Source organism: Micromonospora sp. NPDC002575, from assembly GCF_042889525.1.
In the GTDB taxonomy this organism is placed as follows: domain Bacteria; phylum Actinomycetota; class Actinomycetes; order Mycobacteriales; family Micromonosporaceae; genus Micromonospora; species Micromonospora carbonacea.
Genome location: NZ_JBIARA010000019.1, coordinates 1 through 18,462, shown reverse-complemented (window position 1 = coordinate 18,462; position 18,462 = coordinate 1). Strand labels below are relative to the sequence as shown.

Below are 18,462 nucleotides of genomic sequence, written 5' to 3'. Positions count from 1 at the left end.
GCGCCCCCACCGGCCGTGACGCCGCCCACCACGCGGTGCCGCCCCGGCCCCGCCGCCCGCTCCTGCCCACGCCACCGCTCACCGGGCGCCCGCCCCGGCCGGCTGGGCCGCCGGGGCCGGGTCGCCCAGCACGTCCTTCAGGAGCTGGGCGCACCAGTCCAGCAGCGCCTGGTCGCGCAGCGGCTCGCCGCCGACCCGGCGGGTGCTCGGCCGGGGCACGCTGACCTGGTCGAGCGCCGACTTGTAGGCCGAGTCGGGGTGGTAGCGCTTGAGCCGGAGCTGCTTGGAGTCGGGCAGCGGCAGCGGGCCGAACCGCAGGTGCTTGCCCTGCATGCTCACGTCGGTGAGGCCGTAGCGGCGGGCCAGCAGCCGGAACCGCGCCACCGCCACCAGGTTCTGCACCGGGGCGGGCGGCTCGCCGTAGCGGTCGGTCATCTCGGCGACGACCTCGCGCAGCCGGTCGGCGTCGCGGGCCTCGGCGAGCTTGCGGTACATCTCCAGGCGCAGCCGCTCCACGCCGACGTAGTCGTGCGGCAGGTGCGCGTCCACCGGGAGGTCGATCTTGACGTCGGTCTCCTCCTCGGGGCGCTCGCCCTTGAACGCCTGCACCGCCTCGCCGACCATCCGGACGTACAGGTCGAAGCCGACGCCCTCGATGTGGCCGGACTGCTCGCCGCCGAGCAGGTTGCCCGCGCCCCGGATCTCCAGGTCCTTCATCGCCACGTACATGCCCGCGCCCAGCTCGGTGTGCTGGGCGATGGTGGCCAGCCGCTCGTGGGCGTGCTCGGTGAGCGGCTTCTCCGGCGGATAGAGGAAGTACGCGTACGCCCGCTCGCGGCCCCGGCCCACCCGGCCCCGAATCTGGTGCAGCTGGGCCAGGCCGAGCAGATCGGCCCGCTCCACGATCAGGGTGTTGGCGTTGGGGATGTCGATGCCCGACTCCACGATCGTGGTGCAGACCAGGACGTCGAACTCCTTCTCCCAGAAGCCGACCATGACCTTTTCCAGGGCCTCCTCGCCCATCTGGCCGTGCGCCACCGCGACCCGGGCCTCCGGCACCAGCTCCCGGATCCTGCGCGCCGCCTTCTCGATCGACTCGACCCGGTTGTGCAGGTAGAACACCTGCCCGTCGCGGAGCAGCTCGCGGTGGATGGACGCGGCCACCTGCCGCTCGTCGTGCGCGCCGACGAAGGTGAGCACCGGGTGCCGCTCCTCCGGCGGGGTGGCGATCGTCGACATCTCCCGGATGCCGGTGATCGCCATCTCCAGCGTGCGCGGGATCGGGGTGGCCGACATGCTCAGCACGTCCACCGAGGCACGCAGCGTCTTCAGGTGTTCCTTGTGCTCGACGCCGAAGCGCTGCTCCTCATCGACGATGACCAGGCCGAGGGCCTTGAACCGGGTCGCCGTCTGGAGCAGCCGGTGGGTGCCGATGACGATGTCGACGGTGCCGTCGGCGACCATCTCCAGCGTCCGCTCGGACTCCTTCGGGGTCTGGAAGCGGGAGAGCTGCCGGATCTGCACGGGGAACTGGCTCATCCGCTCGGCGAACGTGTTGTAGTGCTGCTGCACGAGCAGGGTGGTGGGCACGAGCACCGCCACCTGCTTGCCGTCCTGCACCGCCTTGAACGCCGCCCGCACCGCGATCTCGGTCTTGCCGTACCCGACGTCGCCGCAGATCAGCCGGTCCATCGGGACGGTCTGCTCCATGTCCCGCTTGACCTCCTCGATGGCGGCCAGCTGGTCCGGGGTCTCCTGCCAGGGGAAGGCGTCCTCCAGCTCCCGCTGCCACGGGGAGTCCGGGGCGAACGCGTGCCCCTTGGACGCCTTGCGGGCGGCGTAGAGCTGGATGAGCTGGGCGGCGATCTCCCGCACCGCCTTGCGGGCCCGCGCCTTGGACTTCTGCCAGTCCGCGCCGCCCATCTTGTGCAGGGTGGGCTGCTCGCCGCCGACGTACCGGGAGAGCTGGTCGAGCTGGTCGGTGGGGACGAACAGCCGGTCGCCGGGCTGGCCGCGCTTGCTCGGGGCGTACTCGATGACCAGGTATTCCCGGCTCGCGCCGTTGACGGTGCGCTGCACCAGCTCGACGTACCGGCCGATGCCGTGCTGCTCGTGCACCACGTGGTCGCCGGCCTTCAGCTCCAGCGGGTCGATGGTGTTGCGCCGCCGGCTGGGCATCCTGCGCATGTCCCGCGTCGAGGTGCCCCGGCCGCCGGTGACGTCGTTGCCGGTGAGCAGCACGAACCTCGCCGCCTCGGCGACGAAGCCGCCGGTGAGGCCGCCGCAGGTGACCAGCACCTCGCCGGGGGCGGGCGCGGCCGGCACCTCCTCGACGAACCGGGCGCCGAGGCCGGCGTCGCGGATCACCTCGACGGCCCGCTGGGCGGGGCCGTGCCCCTCGAAGACCAGCGCGGTCACCCAGCCCTCGCCGGCCCAGCGCTTGAGGTCCTCGGCCACCCGGGCGGTCTCGCCGTGGTAGAGCGGGGCGGGCTGGGCGGCCAGGGTCACCGCGATCGCGTCGTCGGGCGTGACGTCGACCTCGGCCGGATCGTCCTCCCACGGTTGCCGGGCCGGAGCCGTTGCGGCGGCCTCGGCCAGCCCGAACGGGGCGAGGGTCCACCAGGGCCGGCGCAGGGCGCGGGCGTGCGCGCGTACGTCGGCCAGGGTCCGGAAGGCGGCGGCCCCGAGGTCGACCGGGGCCTGGCCCCCGACGGCCGCCGCGGCCCAGCTCGCCTGGAGGAACTCCTCGGAGGTACGCACCAGGTCGTGCGCCCGGGTGCGGATGCGCTCCGGGTCGCAGAGCAGCACGTGGGTGCCGGCCGGCATGCAGTCGAGCAGCAGCTCCAGGCTCTCGCCGCCGAGCAGCGCCGGGGTCAGCGACTCCATCCCCTCCACGGGGATGCCCTCGGCCAGCTTGTCGAGGATCTCGGCCAGCTCGGGGTGCTCGGCCGCCAGGGCGGCGGCCCGCCGCCGCACGGCCGGGGTGAGCAGCAGCTCCCGGCAGGGCGGGGCCCACAGCAGCCCGGCGGCCTCGATGGTGCGCTGGTCGGCCACGGCGAAGGTGCGGATCTCCTCCACCTCGTCGCCCCAGAACTCGACCCGGGACGGGTGCTCGTCGGTGGGCGGGAAGACGTCCAGGATGCCGCCGCGCACGGCGAACTCGCCGCGCTTGGTGACCAGGTCGACCCGGGCGTACGCCATGTCGGTGAGCCGGCGCGCGACCTCTTCCAGGTCGGCCTCGTCGCCGGCGGCCAGCCGCACCGGCTCCAGGTCGCCGAGGCCCTTGAGCTGCGGTTGGAGCAGCGACCGCACCGGCGCGACGACCACCCGCAGCGGCCCGGTGCGCCCGTGCGCGTCGGCGGCGTCGGGGTGGGCGAGCCGGCGCAGCACGGCCAGCCGCCGGCCGACGGTGTCGGAGCGGGGCGAGAGCCGCTCGTGCGGCAGCGTCTCCCAGGACGGGAAGACGGCGACCTGCTCCGCCGGGAGCAGGCTGCCCAGCGCCGCGGCCAGGTCGTCGGCCTCCCGGCTGGTGGCGGTCACCGCCAGCACCGGCCGCCCCGCGCCCCCGGCGGCCTCGTCGGCGGCTCCGGGGTCGGCGGCTCCCGGGTCGGCGGCGACGGCGGCGACGGCGAACGGGCGCAGCGCCGCCGGGGCGGTCAGGTCCAGCCCGTCGACCTGCGCGGCACCGGAGCGGGCCAGGTCACGCGCCCGGGCCAGCCCGGGGTCGGCCAGGGCGGCGGCGAAGAGTCCGGTGAGCATCTGATCACTTCCCAGTGGCACGGTCACGGCACACGACGGAGCCCCCGCGCCCGGCGGGGACGGGGGGTCGACAGCACCCCAGCCTATCTCCGCTTGACCGGCGGCCCGGGCACGTGGTCGAGTCGGTGCGTGACGCAACGGCGGCTGGTCGAGTTGAGCCACGTGATCAGCGACGGCATGACCACGCTGCCCGGCTGGCCGACGCCCCGGGTCACCGAGTGGCTGACCCGGGAGGCGTCCCGGGCGAACTACGCACCGGGCACGGAGTTCCAGGTCGGGCGGATCGAGATGATCGCCAACACCGGCACGTACCTGGACACGCCCGCGCACCGGTGGGCCGACGGGGCCGATCTCACCGGCGTGGGGCTGGACCGCCTCGCCGACCTGCCGGGGCTCGTGGTCCGGGTGCCCGCCGGCACCCGCGCGGTGGATCGCCCGCTGCTCGCCGGGCACGAGGTGACGGGGCGGGCGGTGCTGCTGCACACCGGCTGGTCCACGCACTTCGGCACCGACCGGTACGCCGCCCCGGACGCGCCGTACCTGACCGGGGACGGCGCGGCCTGGCTGGTCGAGGCCGGGGCGGCCCTCGTCGGCATCGACTCGATCAACATCGACGACATGAGCCCCGCCGCCCGGGGCGAGCGCCCGGCGCACAGCGGCCTGCTGGCGGCCGGCATCCCGATCGTGGAGCACCTGACCGGCCTGGACGCGCTGCCCCCGACCGGTTTCCGGTTCACCGCCGCCCCGCCGATGGTCGCGGGCATGGGCACCTTCCCGGTCCGCGCCTTCGCCGTCCTCGGCGCGTAGGGCCGCCGACCGCCACCCTCGGCGCGTAGTGCCGCCGACCGTTGTCCCCGGCGCGAAGGCCGCCGACCGCCGTCCCCGGCGCGAAGGGCCGCCGACCGCCGTCCTCGACGCGAAGGGCCGTCGACCGGCCCCGCCGCATCGGGCACGAACCGGGAGATCCCGGTGCCGAACGGGCCTCTCCGGGGGCGGAATCTGCCAAGATCGACCCCAAGTCCGAACAGCCGGACATTCTCGTTTTCCATGACCGACGCGATGTTCGGAAACCGTTTCGTGCCAGCTCGTAACCTGCCCGCTTTCATGCCGGTGACCTGCTGGAACACGTTCTTCGTAACTTCCGCGTGCGCCGAAGCCCTCGGCGCACGAAGGAGAGTCACGCATGCTCCGTACCGCACCCTTTCGGGGTCGAGCCCGACTGACGGCCGCGCTGTCGGTCGCCGCGCTGACCGGCTGCACCGTCGCCGCCGGCCTCGCCCCCGTCTCCGCCTCCGCCGCCGAACCCACCGGCCAATCGATGAACGCAGAAGAATTCACCGTCGAGACGCTTCCCGACGGTGGCGCGCGGGTGACCCTGCGGCTCGCCGAGCCGCTGCCGGTCCGTGACGCCGCGCCGGAGATCGCCGTCGACGGCCGCGTCGTCGGGCCGGCGAAGGAGTCCCCCGATGGGCTGAGTCTCAGCGTGGAGACCAGCGACACCAGCGTCACCGGGGCCGACCGCGTCGACGTCGCCTGGAACGGCCAGGTGCCGGGCGCGGCGGCCACCCCACCGAAGTCGGCCGCCGCGCCGGTCACCCCGAAGGGCCTGCGGCGCAAGCAGCTCTACACCGACCCCTCGCAGCCCGGCCCGTACGGGGTGCAGCGGCTCGACTACGACCTCGGCGACACGGCCACCACGCTCTCCGGCCTCAGCGACCTGCCCGTCGAGCTCCGCTCCGCGGTCTACGCCCCGGCCGCCGCCAAGGGCGCCCGGCCCGTGGTGATCTTCCTGCACGGCCGCCACTCGGCCTGCTACAACCCCACGACCCGGTCGACCAACAACACCAACTGGCCGTGCGCGGCCGGGTTCGTCCCGATCGACAGCTACCTCGGCTACACGGAGACCGCCGAGGCCCTGGCCACCCACGGCTACGTCGTGGTGTCGGTCAGCGCCAACGGCATCAACGCCAAGGACGCCAGCTTCACCGACGACAACGGGGCCCTGGCCCGGGGCCAACTGGTCATGAACCACCTGGACCTGCTGAAGAAGTGGAACACCACGGCCGGGCATCCCCTCGCCGGCCGGCTGGACCTGTCCAACGTCGGCCTGATGGGGCACTCCCGGGGCGGCGAGGGCGTGGTCGAGGCCGCCCTGCTCAACAGCGGGAACAAGCACCCGTACGGCATCCGCGCGGTCCTGCCGCTGGCCCCGGTCGACTTCGGCCGGCCGACGCTGCCCGAGGTGCCGATGACGGTGCTGCTGCCGTACTGCGACGGCGACGTCTCCAACCAGCAGGGCCAGCACTTCTACGACGACACCCGCTACTCGGTGCCGGACAACGTGCTCCGCTCCTCGCTGATGATCATGGGCGCGAACCACAACTTCTTCAACACCGAGTGGACCCCGGGCGTCTCGATCGCCCCGTCGAACGACGACTGGTCGCCGGCCACCGACGAGGTGTGCGGCAGCGCCAGCCCGTCCCGGCTGACCGCCGCCGAGCAGCGCGCGGTCGGCACCGCGTACATGGCCGGGTTCTTCCGGCTGGCCCAGGGCGGCGAGACGGCGTTCCTGCCCCTGTTCGACGGGACCAACGGCACGGTGCCGTCGGCCGGTCGCGCCGTCGTGTACGCGCAGGCCCAGCAGCCGGGCTCGCGCCGGCTCGACCTCGCCCCGCTGGAGGGCCCGGCCGACGGCGTCTCGGTCACCGGCTTCGACCTCGGCGCGTACTGCTACAGCCTGGCCGCCCGGGTCCGCCCCGGCGACACCCCGTGCTCGGCGACCACGGCCACGTCGAAGGTGCCGCACTGGACCCCGGCCACCTTCGCCCCGTCGGTGCCGATCAGCCCGGTGCTGCGCCTACAGTGGAGCGCCGCCTCGGTCTCGCCCGAGGTGCGGGTGGACCTCGGGCCGGGCGAGGGGAACGTGACCAAGTACGACGCGCTCACCTTCCGGGCGGCACGCGACGAGACCGCGGCCGGCGACGTCGACCTCGACGTCACCGTTGTCGACCGCAGGGGCGCGACCGCGACGGTACGGGTCGGCGACGTCAGCCCGGCGCTCACCCCGTTCCCGTCGTCGGCCAACACCACGAACGGGATCAGCCGGCTCGGCAAGACCTGGCTGCGTACCGTCCGGCTGCCGCTGGCCACGCTGACGGGGGTGGACCTGCACAGCGTCCGTACCGTCTCGGTGCGGCCGGCGACCGCGACCGGCGGGGTCTACCTGTCGGACCTCGCGCTGGACAGCCCCGGGGTCGGCGGCGGCGTCGCCACGTCGGCGGTGGCGGTCGACCTCGCCGACGCCACGGCGGCGGAGGGCGACGGGCCGGGCGTCGCGACCATGCGGCTGACGCTGAACGGCAAGCTCAAGCAGGCGGCGACGGTCCAGGTGCAGACGGCGGCGAGCGGCTCGGCGTCGGCCGGGCAGGTGCCGGCGCAGGCGTTCCCGGTCACCATCCCGAAGGGCGCGACCAGCGCGACGATCGAGGTTCCGCTGGCCGGCAACACGGTCGCCAACACCGCCTCGCTGCGCTACAAGATCACCATCTCGGCGCCGGTCGGCGCGGTGATCGGTGACGGCTTCGCCTGGCTGACGGTGCTCGACGACGACACGGTCTGACCGTGGTGTCCTCCGGTGGGGTCGTGGAGCTGTCGCCCCCACCGGAGGACCCACCCCGCCTCTCCCACCCCCGCCGCCACCCCGCCGTCGCCGCCGGGCAGCACCGCGTCGACAACGGGAGACCTTGGACACTTGCTGCTCCGTGAGAACCGGAACTGTCCAAGGTCCGCCCAACCCCGCGCCCTGCCGCCCGCCAGCGGACGGTCAGTAGCGCACGCTGATCCGCCGCCCGACGGCGTCGACAACGACCTCGCCCCCGTACGGGACGATCTGCTGCGGGTCGGTGTGGCCGAGGTCGACGTCGAAGACGGCCACCGCGTCCGGGGCGTACTCCGCGAGCGCCCGGGTCACCGCCGCCCGCTGCGCGTCGGCGTACGCCCGGCGCTGCTCAGGCGTGTGCGGGCGGGCGAAGTCCCACGCCTTGGCCCGGCCGACGAGCACCGCCGGGAAGCCGGCGAGCAGCCCCCGCTCCCCCAGGTTGCGCAGCATCCGGTACACCTCGGTGGCCGACGGCAACTCCTCCGAGGTCTCGACGATCAGCACCTCGCCCGCGTGGTCGGCGACCCCGCCGACCCGGTCGGCGGCCAGCAGCCAGTGCAGGATCTCCAGGTTGCCGCCCCAGGTCCGGCCCCGCACCACCCGCGCCGGCCCCTGCCAGTGCCATCCGCCGCCGGGAAGCATGGGCGGCTCGGCGGCGAGGGTGGCCGGGTCGCGCCAGTCGTTCGGCTGGTCGCCCCACTCGGGGGCCGGCGCGAGGTCGTACCAGTCGGAGGTGAACAGGGCGGCGCGCAGCGAGTCGGCGGTCACCGGGTGCAGCGCGCCGGGGCGGCCGAGGTGCACCAGCACGGACCCGCCGTGGTACGCGACGATCCCGAGCCGGTAGAGGTGGTTGAGCAGGTTGGTGTTGTCCGAGTAGCCGAAGTAGGGCTTCGGGTTGGCCCGCAGCACGGCGTCGTCCAGGTGCGGGGTGACCGTGATCAGGTCGTCCCCGCCGACCGTGGCGAGCACGGCGGTGACCGTCGGGTCGGCGAAGGCGGCGGTGACGTCCCGTGCGCGGTCGCGCGGGTCCGCGTCCGGGAGGCGGGTGGTCGGGTACTCGACCGGTTCCAGGCCGAACTCCTCGCGCAGCCGGCGCAGGCCCAGTTCGTACACGTGGGGGAAGATCGCCGGCAGCCCGGCGGAGGGTGACACGACCGCGACCCGGTCGCCGGGCCGGGGCTTCGGCGGGTAGCGCAGCGACTCCATGATCGGACGCTACCGGCCGCCACCACCGCTTTTCGCCCCCGCGACGGCTGAGGCGGCGAACCACCGCAATCCGCGCATATTGCCCCTAGGCTGGCCGTGTGACCGAGGAGCCGGACATCCCGGTGCGCGCGTGGCTGCCCCGCACCGCCGCGCTGCTGCTCGGCACCCTGGCCCTGGCCACGGGGTTCATCGCCGCCTACGTGGGCGCGCTGCACCACCCGACCCCGCGCGACCTGCCGGTCGGGGTGGTCCTCGGCGACCAGCGCGCCCAGGCGGTCATGGCCGCCGTGCGCCGCGAGACCGACAAGATCGCACCCATCGAGTACGACGACCCGGCCGCCGCAACCGACGGGCTCACCGGCCGCGAGGTGTACGGCGTGCTCACCTCCACGCCCGAGGGCGGGCTGCGCCTCACCACCGCCAGCGCCGGCGCGCCGGCCGCCACCGAGGTCGTCGACCAGGTGTTCGCCGAGGCCGCCCGGCGGGGGAACCTGCCGCTGACGGCCACCGACGAGGTGCCGGTGCAGCAGAGCGACCCCCGCGGCCTCGTCCCGTTCTACCTCGCGGTCGGGTACGTCCTCGGCGGCTACCTCGCGGCCACCGCGCTGGGCCTGCGCACCGGCACCGCACCCCGCAGCCTCGCCCGCGCCGGGCTGCGGATCGCCGCGCTCGCGGCGTACGCGGTGGTGCTCGGCGTGGCGGGCGCGCTCGTCGTCGGCCCGGGCTTGGACGTCTGGCACCACGACGTGCCGGCCGTGGCGGCGGTCGGCGCGCTGGCCGTCTTCGCCGCCGCCATGATCGCCGCCGCCGTGCAGGGCTGGCTCGGGCTGCTCGGCACCGGGCTCGTCATCCTGCTGCTCGTGGTGCTCGGCAACCCGGGCTCCGGCGGCATCTACGCGCCGGAGTTCCTGCCCACCTGGCTGCGCGGGATGCACCGGTGGAACGTGCCCGGGCTCACCACCGACCTGATCAAGTCGGCGGTGTACTTCGACCGCCGGTCGATGGGCTGGCCGCTGGCCGGGCTCGCCGTGTGGGTGGTGCTCGGCGTCGTGGGATTGCTCACGGCCACCCTGGTCCGGGGCCGGCGCGCCGCCGCCCGTCACGCGGCCGACACGCCTCCCACCAGCGGCGATGCGCGCCCCGCCGGGTGAGGGGTGTTTGCAGGGGCCCCCTGTACAACAGAATGCGATAACAAGGGGCCCTTCCTTCCGAAGGGGGCGGCGCGGATACGATCCAGGGAGTCGGACAGCGCTGTCCTTCGTCCCCGGCGTAAGGAGCGCACCCGTGACCGACCAGCACGACCACGACGGCCCGGACGCCGCACTGCGGGCCGACATCCGCCGCCTCGGCACGCTGCTCGGGCAGACCCTCGCCCGGCAGGAGGGCCGCCCGCTGCTCGACCTGGTCGAGGAGATCCGGGCGCAGGTCCGCTCCGACGCGCCGGCCGCCGCGCAGCGCCTCGGCGGGCTGGATGTGACCACCGGCACGAAGCTCGCCCGTGCCTTCTCCACCTACTTCCACCTGGCCAACATCACCGAGCAGGTGCACCGGGCCCGCGACCTGCGCCGCCGCCGGGCGATCCAGGGCGGCTGGCTGGACCAGGCGGCCAAGATGATCGCCGAGCGGGGGGTGGCCGCCGAGGAGATCGCGGCGGCGGCCCGGCGGCTCGCCGTACGGCCGGTCTTCACCGCCCACCCGACCGAGGCGGCCCGCCGGTCGATCCTGTCGAAGCTGCGCGCCGTCGCCGACGAGCTGGACGCCGAGACCGCCAACGCGATCCTCTACGGGGCCAGCGACGAGGGGCCGGCCAACCGCCGCCTGGCCGAGCTGCTGGACCTGATGTGGCAGACCGACGAGCTGCGGCTCGACCGGCCGGACCCGACCGACGAGGCCCGCAACGCCATCTACTACCTGCGCGACCTGTACGCCGAGGCCGCCCCGCAGGTGCTCGACGACTTCGCCGACACGCTGCGCACCCTCGGCGTGGAGACGTCCCCGACGGCCCGCCCGCTGACGTTCGGCACCTGGATCGGCGGCGACCGGGACGGCAACCCGTTCGTCACCCCGCAGGTCACCGGCGAGGTGCTGCGCATCCAGCACGAGCACGGCATCGCGGCCACCGAGGCGGCGATGGAGCACCTGATCAACGAGGTGTCCGTGTCCCGCCGGCTGCGCGGGGTGTCGCTGGACCTGTCGGCCAGCCTCGCCGCCGACCTGGACGCGCTGCCCGAGGTGGCCCCCCGGTTCCGCCGGGTCAACGCCGAGGAGCCCTACCGGCTCAAGGCCCGGTGCGTGAAGGCGAAGCTGGCCAACACCCGGGAGCGGCTGCGCCGCGGCACCCCGCACGTGCCGGGGCGCGACTACCAGGGCGCGGCGGAGCTGATCGCCGACCTGGAGCTGCTGCGCGCCTCGCTGGCCCGCAACGCCGGCCAGCTCACCGCCGTGGGCCGGCTCGCCTCCACCATCCGTACGGTGTCGGCGTTCGGCCTGCACCTGGCGACGATGGACGTGCGGGAGCACGCCGAGAAGCACCACGAGGTGCTCACCCAGCTCTACGCGGCCGTCGGCGAGGTGTCCGACTACCCGTCGCTGACCCGCCTGGAGCGCACCAAGCTGCTCGCCGACGAGCTGACCGGCCGCCGGCCGCTGTCGACGCTGGACACGCCGCTGACCGAGAGCGCGCGCAAGACGTTCGACGTTTTCTCCACCATCCGCGAGGCGCAGGACCGGTTCGGCTCCGAGGTCATCGAGTCGTACATCATCTCAATGACCCTCGGCGTCGACGACGTGCTCGCGGCGGTGGTGCTGGCCCGCGAGGCCGGGCTGGTCGACGTGCACAGCGGCCGGGCCCGGATCGGCTTCGTGCCGCTGCTGGAGACCCCCGCCGAGCTGAACGCCGGCGGCGAGTTGCTCGACGAGCTGCTGTCGCTGCCGGCCTACCGGTCGCTGGTGGCGGCCCGGGGCGACGTGCAGGAGGTGATGCTGGGCTACTCCGACTCCAACAAGGAGGCGGGCATCACCACCAGCCAGTGGTCGATCCACCGGGCCCAGCGGGCGCTGCGGGACGTGGCCGCCCGGCACGGCGTGCACCTGCGGCTGTTCCACGGCCGGGGCGGCACCGTCGGGCGCGGCGGCGGCCCCACCCACGAGGCGATCCTGGCCCAGCCGTACGGCACCCTCGACGGCGCGATCAAGGTCACCGAGCAGGGCGAGGTCATCTCCGACAAGTACACGCTGCCGGCGCTGGCCCGGGAGAACCTGGAGCTGACCATGGCCGCCGTGCTCCAGGCGACCCTGCTGCACACCGCGCCCCGGCAGCCGGCCGAACAGCTGGAGCGCTGGGACGCGTCGATGGACGTGATCTCCGACGCGGCGTTCCGGTCGTACCGGTCGCTGGTGGAGGACCCGGACCTGCCGGCGTACTTCTGGGCGTCCACCCCCACCGAGCTGCTCGGCGCGCTGAACATCGGCTCCCGCCCGGCGAAGCGGCCCAACACCGGGGCCGGCCTGTCCGGCCTGCGGGCCATCCCGTGGGTGTTCGGCTGGACGCAGACCCGGCAGATCGTCCCCGGCTGGTTCGGGGTCGGCTCGGGGCTGGCGGCGGCGCGCGAGGCCGGGCTGGGGGACGTGCTGGCCGAGATGCACCGCAACTGGCACTTCTTCCGCACGTTCCTGTCGAACGTCGAGATGATGCTGACCAAGACCGACCTCAGCATCGCCCGCCGGTACGTGGAGACCCTCGTGCCGAAGAAGCTGCACCCGATCTTCGAAAAGATCGAGCAGGAGTACGAGCTGACCAAGCGGGAGGTGCTGGCGGTCACCGCCTCGCCGGCCCTGCTGGAGAACTCGCCGGTGCTCCAGCGCACCCTGGCGGTGCGCGACACCTACCTGGAGCCGCTGCACCACCTCCAGGTGGCGCTGCTGCGGCAGTACCGCGACTCCGGCGCGGCGGGCCGCGCGGTGGCCACGGCGCCGGGTGGGCGGCGGGCCCCGAGCGACGGGACGGCGCTGGAGCGGGCGCTGCTCACCACGGTCAACGGCATCGCCGCCGGCATGCGCAACACCGGCTGAGCTGCAAGGAGGGGCCCCCTGTTAACGCATTCTGCATAGCAGGGGGCCCCTTTTAACGCCCGCCCGCCCGCCCGCTCGCCCGCCCGGCAGGCGGGGCCGGGCCCTCGGGAGCGAGCAGTCGGGAGCGGGCAGTCGGGAGCGGGCAGTCGGGAGCGGCGTCAGAAGTCGCCGCCGCCGAAGTCACCGCCACCGAAATCGCCGCCGCCGAAGTCACCGCCGCCCGAGAAGTCGCCGGCGGTGCCGTAGTCGCCGCCGCCGAAGTCGCCCGCGGTGGCGTAGTCGCCGCCACCGAAGTCGCCCCCGAAGTCCGCGCCGTCACCGAAGCCCTCCTGGTAGCCGGCCTCGTAGCCGGGGTCGGCGAACGCCGGGGAGAACAGCGCGTCGGCGATCAGCATGCCGCCGAGCACGCCAGCGCCCGCGCCGAGCGCCGTCTTCCACCACGGGGTCGAGTACCAGCCGGCCGGCACGGGGCGGCCCTGGTAGCGGCCACCGGGGTAGTAGTAGGGCGTGCCCTGGCCGGGCTGCGGGCCGGCCCGGAACGTCTGCCCCTGCACGTTGACCTCGCGTTCCCGGGTGAGCTGGCCGGTGCCCTGCGCGGAGGCCAGCGGCGGCAGCTCCGGGCCGGGGTCGATGCCCAGCGCGACGCGGGCCGCGCGGGCGTACGCCAGCCCCTCCAGGGCGGTCTCCCGGGCCAGCCGGTACTGGTGGACGGTGCGGGCCTGCTCAAGCTGGCTGCCCGCCGCGTTGTACCGCTCACCGGCGTCGACGAGGGCCTGCCGCACGGCCGGGGAGTCGCCGTGCAGGTTCATCACCTGGCCACCGAGGCGCTCGTACCAGCGCTGGGCGTCGGCGCGCACGTCGGCCAGGCTGCGCGCCTCGCGGGCCGCGCTCTCCCGACGCCACCAGACGAGACCGCCGACGAGCAGCGCCACGAGGATGACCGCGAGCAGAAATTCCATACCCTGAAAAGTACCCGGGGCGCGCCCGTCGTACGCGTTTGGCAAGCTCTGGTGATGAGCTTCTCGACGCTGGCCGTGGTGGTGCTCTGCCTCGGCGCGGGCGGCGCGCTGGGCTGGTTCGCGGCCCGCTCCCGGTCGGCGACGCAGATCGCCCGGCTGGAGGCGACCCTGGCCGCGACCCGGGAGGGCGAGGGGCGGCTGGAGCAGTCGATGCGCGCGCTCAGCTACGAGGCGACCGCGCAGTCACAGGAGGCGGTGGCCCGGGCGGTGGCGCCGCTGCACGAGACGCTGCGCCGCTACGAGTCCCGGGTGGCCGAGCTGGAGCACGCCCGCGTCGACGCGTACGCCGAGCTGCGCGAGCAGGTCCGGGCGATGGGCGCGGTCTCCGGCGAGCTGCGCACCGAGACCAAGCAGCTCGTGGCGGCGCTGCGCGCGCCCCAGGTGCGGGGGCGCTGGGGCGAGCACCAGCTGCGCCGCATCGTCGAGGCCGCCGGCCTGCTGGAGCACTGCGACTTCGACGAGCAGGTCACCGCCGCGACGGACCACCAGGGGGTACGCCCCGACCTGGTGGTCCGGCTGCACGGCGGTCGCTCGGTGGTGGTGGACGCGAAGGCGCCCTTCGACGCGTACCTGACGGCGATGGAGGCCCGCGACGAGCGGGGCCGGGACACCCACCTCGACGCGCACGCGCGGCACCTGCGGGCGCACGTTGACGCGCTGGCGGCGAAGACGTACTGGGCGGCGTTCGACCAGACCCCGGAGTTCGTGGTGCTGTTCGTGCCGGCCGACCCGTTCCTCGACGTGGCGTTGCAGCGCGACCCGACGCTGCTGGAGCACGCGTTCGCCCGCAACGTGGTGCTGGCCACCCCGGCGACCCTGGTGGCGCTGCTGCGCACGGTGGCGTACTCGTGGCGGCAGGAGGCGCTGGCCCGCAACGCGGTGGCGGTGCATTCGCTGGCCCGCGAGCTGCACGGGCGGCTGTCCACGCTGGGCGACCACGTCGGCAGGCTGGGGGCGTCGCTGGGCGGGGCGGTGACCGCGTACAACAGGGCGGTCGGCTCGCTGGAGGCGCGGGTGCTGGTCAGTGCCCGCAAGCTCGCCGAGCTGGGCGTGTCGGACCGGGAGCTGGCCGCGCCGCCGCAGGTGGAGGTGGCACCTCGGCAGCCGCAGGCCCCCGAGCTGCTCGGCGGGGCCGACGGGCCTGACCAGGGGCTCGACCGCCAGGCCCGACCGTCCGCGGTGGACCCCTCGACCCGATCCGGATAGCCGCACACATGTGACAATGCGCGCCTATGCATGTCACGAAGTGGTCACAACGTACCGGCCGGTAGTGACACCACACACAGCCAGCACAAAGGATTCGCTCACGCGCGCCCTGTGACCTCAGGGCCCTGTTCTCTGGAGGAAGAAGAGAACGTGAGCAGACCTCGAAACCTGAGCCGGCGCACCTCCGCCGGGCTTTTCGCGTCGGTCGTGGCCGCCGGTGCCATGACCGGCGTCGGTGGCGCCGCGACCGCGAACGCCGCCCCCGCCACCGACACCGAGGCTCCGCAGGCCACCGCCGTGGAGACGCTGGGCGCACACGACGCCAAGCTGCTGAGCGAGGCCGAGGCGAAGCACGCCAAGACCGTCACCCTGATCGTCGCCACCGACAAGGGCGAGGCGAAGGACGTCGCGGACGCGGTGAGGCAGCTCGGCGGCACGGTGAGCCGGCGCTTCGACTCCATCGGCTACGTCCTGGCCAAGGTCCCCACCGCGATGGTGCTCAAGGCCGCCACGCTCCCGGGCGTCGCCGCGGTCGACCTCGACGAGACCATCCAGCTCCCCGACCCGGCCCCGGAGGCCGCGCCGGCCGGCGCGAAGGTCGCCGCGCAGGGCGAGACCCTGGCCGGGCCGGGCGTCGACACCGGCGCGGTGAACCCGTACATGCCGACCAACGAGACCGGGGCGGAGACCTTCAAGGCCGCGCACCCGGCGTGGGACGGCCGCGGCGTCACCATCGGCATCATGGACTCCGGTGTGGACCTCGACCACCCGGCGCTCCAGACCACCACCACCGGCGAGCGCAAGATCGTGGACTGGGTGACCGCCACGGACCCGCTGGAGGACGCCACCTGGCGCGCGATGATCACCGAGGTCTCCGGTCCGAGCTTCACCGCGGGCGGCGCGACGTGGACGGCCCCGGCCGGCAGCTACCGGTTCAACACGTTCCGCGAGTCGATCACGGCCGCCAGCGACCCGGCCGGTGACGTCAACCGCGACGGCGACACCACCGACACCTTCGGCATCCTCTACGACGCCACGACCCACGACATCCGGGTCGACGCCAACCAGAACCGGGACTTCACCGACGACCCGGTGATGCGCCCGTACAAGGAGAAGTTCCAGGTCGGGCGCTTCGGCACGGACAACCCGGCCACCCCGGTCCGCGAGCAGATCCCGTTCGTCGTCGAATACCGCGAGGACGTCGACACGACCCCGGTCGGCGGCCCCGGCCTGGTCGACTACGTCAACATCGGCATCGTCGAGTCGACCCACGGCACGCACGTCGCCGGCATCACCGCCGCCAACGACATGCTGGGCAACAGCGCGTTCGACGGCGCGGCCCCAGGCGCGAAGCTGGTCTCGGCCCGGGCCTGCTCCTGGGGCGGCGGCTGCACCGCCGCGGCGCTCACCACCGGCATGGCCGACCTGGTGATCAACCGCCGGGTCGACGTGGTCAACATGTCGATCGGCGGCCTGCCGGCGCTCAACGACGGCTCGAACGCCCGCTCGCAGCTCTACAACGAGCTGATCAACACGTACGGCGTGCAGCTGTTCATCTCGGCCGGCAACTCCGGCCCGGGGCTGAACACCGTCGGCGACCCGTCGGTGGCCGACAACGTGGTCAGCGTCGCGGCGAGCATCAGCAAGGACACCTGGCTGGCCAACTACGGCTCGGTCGTGCGCAAGGACAACGCCCTGTTCAACTTCTCCTCGCGCGGCCCGCGTGAGGACGGCGGCTTCAAGCCGAACATCGCGGCACCCGGCTCGGCGATCTCCACCGCGCCGACCTGGCAGGCCGGCAACCCCGTCCCCGAGGCCGGCTACCCGCTGCCGCCGGGCTACCAGATGCTCAACGGCACCTCGATGGCCGCCCCGCAGGCCGCCGGCGCCGCCGCGCTGCTGCTGTCGGCCGCCAAGGCGACCGACAAGGGGGTCACCCCGGCCGCGCTGCGCCGGGCCGTCTACACCTCGGCCAAGCCCATCGCGGGCGTCGAGACGTACGCCCAGGGTTACGGCATGTTCGACGTGCCGGGCGCGTGGGCGCTGCTGGACAAGGGCGTGCAGACCCGGTCGTACGTCTCCGACGCGCCCGTGTGCACCGAGCTGTCGGCGAACCTGACCCGCTACGACAAGGCCACCGGGACGTTCGTGCCGAACCCGCACCGGGGCGCCGGCGTCTACAACCGCTGTGCCCTCGCGCAGGGCGGGCAGCCGCTGAAGAAGACCAAGACGTACGAGGTGAAGGTCACCCGCACCAGCGGCCCCGACAAGAGCCTGCTGCACACCGTGACGCTGCGCGGCAACGACGGCACCTTCAGCGCGCAGAAGCAGGTGCGGCTGCCGCTGAACCAGACCATGACCATCCCCGTGAAGGCCAAGCCGACGACGCCCGGGGCGCACGGCGCGCTCCTGGTGATCGACGACCCGGCCACCTCGGTGGTCGACTTCGAGGTCTCCACCGTCGTGGTGACCGCCGCCGACGTGGCGAAGCCGGCGTACTCCTTCTCGGCCGAGGGCTCGGTCGAGCGGAACAGCTCCACCTCGTACTTCGTGACGGTGCCGCCGGGCGCGGGCGCGATCCAGGTCAACCTGTCCGGCATCGCCACCGGCTCGCAGACCCGGTTCATCGCGATCAACCCGTACGGCGTGCCGGTGGACAGCACCGCCAGCACCGCCTGCTACACCAACTTCTCCAACGCCGCCGCCTGCAAGCCGCAGGAGCGGGACTACCAGAAGCCGATCGCCGGGGTCTGGGAGTTCGAGGTGGAGTCGCGGCGCACCTCGCCCGCGCTGGACAACCCGTACCAGCTCCAGGTGCGGGTCCAGGGCGTCACCGTCTCGCCGGCCGTGGTCGAGCTGCCCTCGGTCACCGCCGGCGCCCCGACCGAGGTCACCTGGAGCCTGGCCAACACCTTCGGCCCGGTCTCCGTGACCGGCCAGGGTGGCCCGCTGGCCAGCGTGCACGCCGAGCGGCCGACGATCGCCGAGGGCGCGCAGCAGGAGTACCTGGTCGAGGTGCCGGCCGGCGCGGCCAGCTTCACGGCCCGCATCGGCAACACCGCCGACCTGGGCGCCGACCTGGACCTGTTCGTCTTCCGGGGCGCCACCGAGGTCGGCCGCTCGGCCGACGGCGACTCGGAGGAGGCGGTGACGCTGACCAACCCGCCGGCCGGCACCTACCGCGTCCTGGTCGACGGGTACGCCGTCGACGGGCCGGGCACCAGCACCGCATACGACTACCGGGACTCGTTCTCAGCGGCGTCGCTGGGCACGCTGACCGCCCCGGCCACCCCGCTCGCCCTGGCCAACGGCGCCACCGCCGCCCTCACCGGCACGGTGACCGCCCAGTCCGCCCCGGCCGCCGGTCGCGCGCTCTACGGCGACCTGGCCGTGACCACCACCGAGGGCGCGGTCGTCGGCCGCGGCTCGGTCTCGATCGGCGCGGTCAACTGATTCCCTATCGGGGATCGGTTGTCAAGATGCCGGCTGGCTTGACCGTGTAGGTGGGCTGGTTGGAGGATCGTTGGTGGGGAAGGTCGCCTC

General features: G+C 73.9%; 9 protein-coding genes. 6 read left to right on the top strand and 3 right to left on the bottom strand.

All coding sequences use genetic code 11. From position 1 onward, the window contains the following. Positions 1–78 precede the first annotated feature (78 nt). Complete coding sequence (gene mfd, locus ACFYWL_RS24585; RefSeq protein ID WP_386976852.1) at positions 79–3,759, bottom strand: transcription-repair coupling factor; 3,681 nt, start codon at positions 3,757–3,759, stop codon at positions 79–81. Positions 3,760–3,852: 93 nt separating this feature from the next. Here mfd and ACFYWL_RS24580 point away from each other — a divergent pair, with 93 nt between their 5' ends. Together ACFYWL_RS24580 and ACFYWL_RS24575 are read left to right on the top strand one after the other, a co-directional pair. Next, positions 3,853–4,566, top strand: coding sequence for a cyclase family protein (locus ACFYWL_RS24580; protein WP_386976849.1), 714 nt, complete (start codon positions 3,853–3,855; stop codon positions 4,564–4,566). 376 nt (positions 4,567–4,942) lie between these two features. After that, a complete protein-coding gene (locus ACFYWL_RS24575; RefSeq protein WP_386976846.1) occupies positions 4,943–7,378 on the top strand; it encodes an alpha/beta hydrolase family protein in 2,436 nt (811 codons plus the stop codon). Positions 7,379–7,582: 204 nt separating this feature from the next. Here ACFYWL_RS24575 and ACFYWL_RS24570 read toward each other — a convergent pair whose 3' ends face one another. Next, on the bottom strand, positions 7,583–8,623 hold the full coding sequence (locus tag ACFYWL_RS24570; RefSeq protein ID WP_386976843.1) for a S66 peptidase family protein: 1,041 nt from the start codon (positions 8,621–8,623) through the stop codon (positions 7,583–7,585). Positions 8,624–8,721: 98 nt separating this feature from the next. On the opposite strand from ACFYWL_RS24570, the gene ACFYWL_RS24565 reads away from it, so the two are divergent. Both ACFYWL_RS24565 and ppc read left to right on the top strand, forming a co-directional pair. Beyond that, positions 8,722–9,774, top strand: coding sequence for a hypothetical protein (locus tag ACFYWL_RS24565; RefSeq protein WP_386976840.1), 1,053 nt, complete (start codon positions 8,722–8,724; stop codon positions 9,772–9,774). A 133-nt stretch (positions 9,775–9,907) separates the two neighbouring features. Next, positions 9,908–12,694, top strand: coding sequence for a phosphoenolpyruvate carboxylase (gene ppc, locus ACFYWL_RS24560; protein WP_386976837.1), 2,787 nt, complete (start codon positions 9,908–9,910; stop codon positions 12,692–12,694). A gap of 158 nt (positions 12,695–12,852) precedes the next feature. Here ppc and ACFYWL_RS24555 read toward each other — a convergent pair whose 3' ends face one another. After that, positions 12,853–13,653 carry a hypothetical protein gene (locus ACFYWL_RS24555; protein WP_282324132.1) on the bottom strand — a complete coding sequence of 267 codons (801 nt, stop codon included), beginning with the start codon at positions 13,651–13,653 and terminating at the stop codon, positions 12,853–12,855. Between the two features lie 54 nt (positions 13,654–13,707). Between ACFYWL_RS24555 and ACFYWL_RS24550 the strand changes: the two genes are divergently transcribed. Beyond that, positions 13,708–14,919 carry a DNA recombination protein RmuC gene (locus ACFYWL_RS24550; protein ID WP_386976834.1) on the top strand — a complete coding sequence of 404 codons (1,212 nt, stop codon included), beginning with the start codon at positions 13,708–13,710 and terminating at the stop codon, positions 14,917–14,919. 150 nt (positions 14,920–15,069) lie between these two features. After that, positions 15,070–18,372 carry a S8 family serine peptidase gene (locus tag ACFYWL_RS24545; RefSeq protein ID WP_386976831.1) on the top strand — a complete coding sequence of 1,101 codons (3,303 nt, stop codon included), beginning with the start codon at positions 15,070–15,072 and terminating at the stop codon, positions 18,370–18,372. Positions 18,373–18,462: the final 90 nt, after the last annotated feature.

Coding starts and splice junctions, on each gene's coding strand:
- mfd (WP_386976852.1), bottom strand. CDS start 3,759: ATGCTCACCGGACTCTTCGCCGCCGCCCTGGCCGACCCCGGGCTGGCC.
- ACFYWL_RS24575 (WP_386976846.1), top strand. CDS start 4,943: ATGCTCCGTACCGCACCCTTTCGGGGTCGAGCCCGACTGACGGCCGCG.
- ACFYWL_RS24570 (WP_386976843.1), bottom strand. CDS start 8,623: ATGGAGTCGCTGCGCTACCCGCCGAAGCCCCGGCCCGGCGACCGGGTC.
- ACFYWL_RS24555 (WP_282324132.1), bottom strand. CDS start 13,653: ATGGAATTTCTGCTCGCGGTCATCCTCGTGGCGCTGCTCGTCGGCGGT.
- ACFYWL_RS24550 (WP_386976834.1), top strand. CDS start 13,708: ATGAGCTTCTCGACGCTGGCCGTGGTGGTGCTCTGCCTCGGCGCGGGC.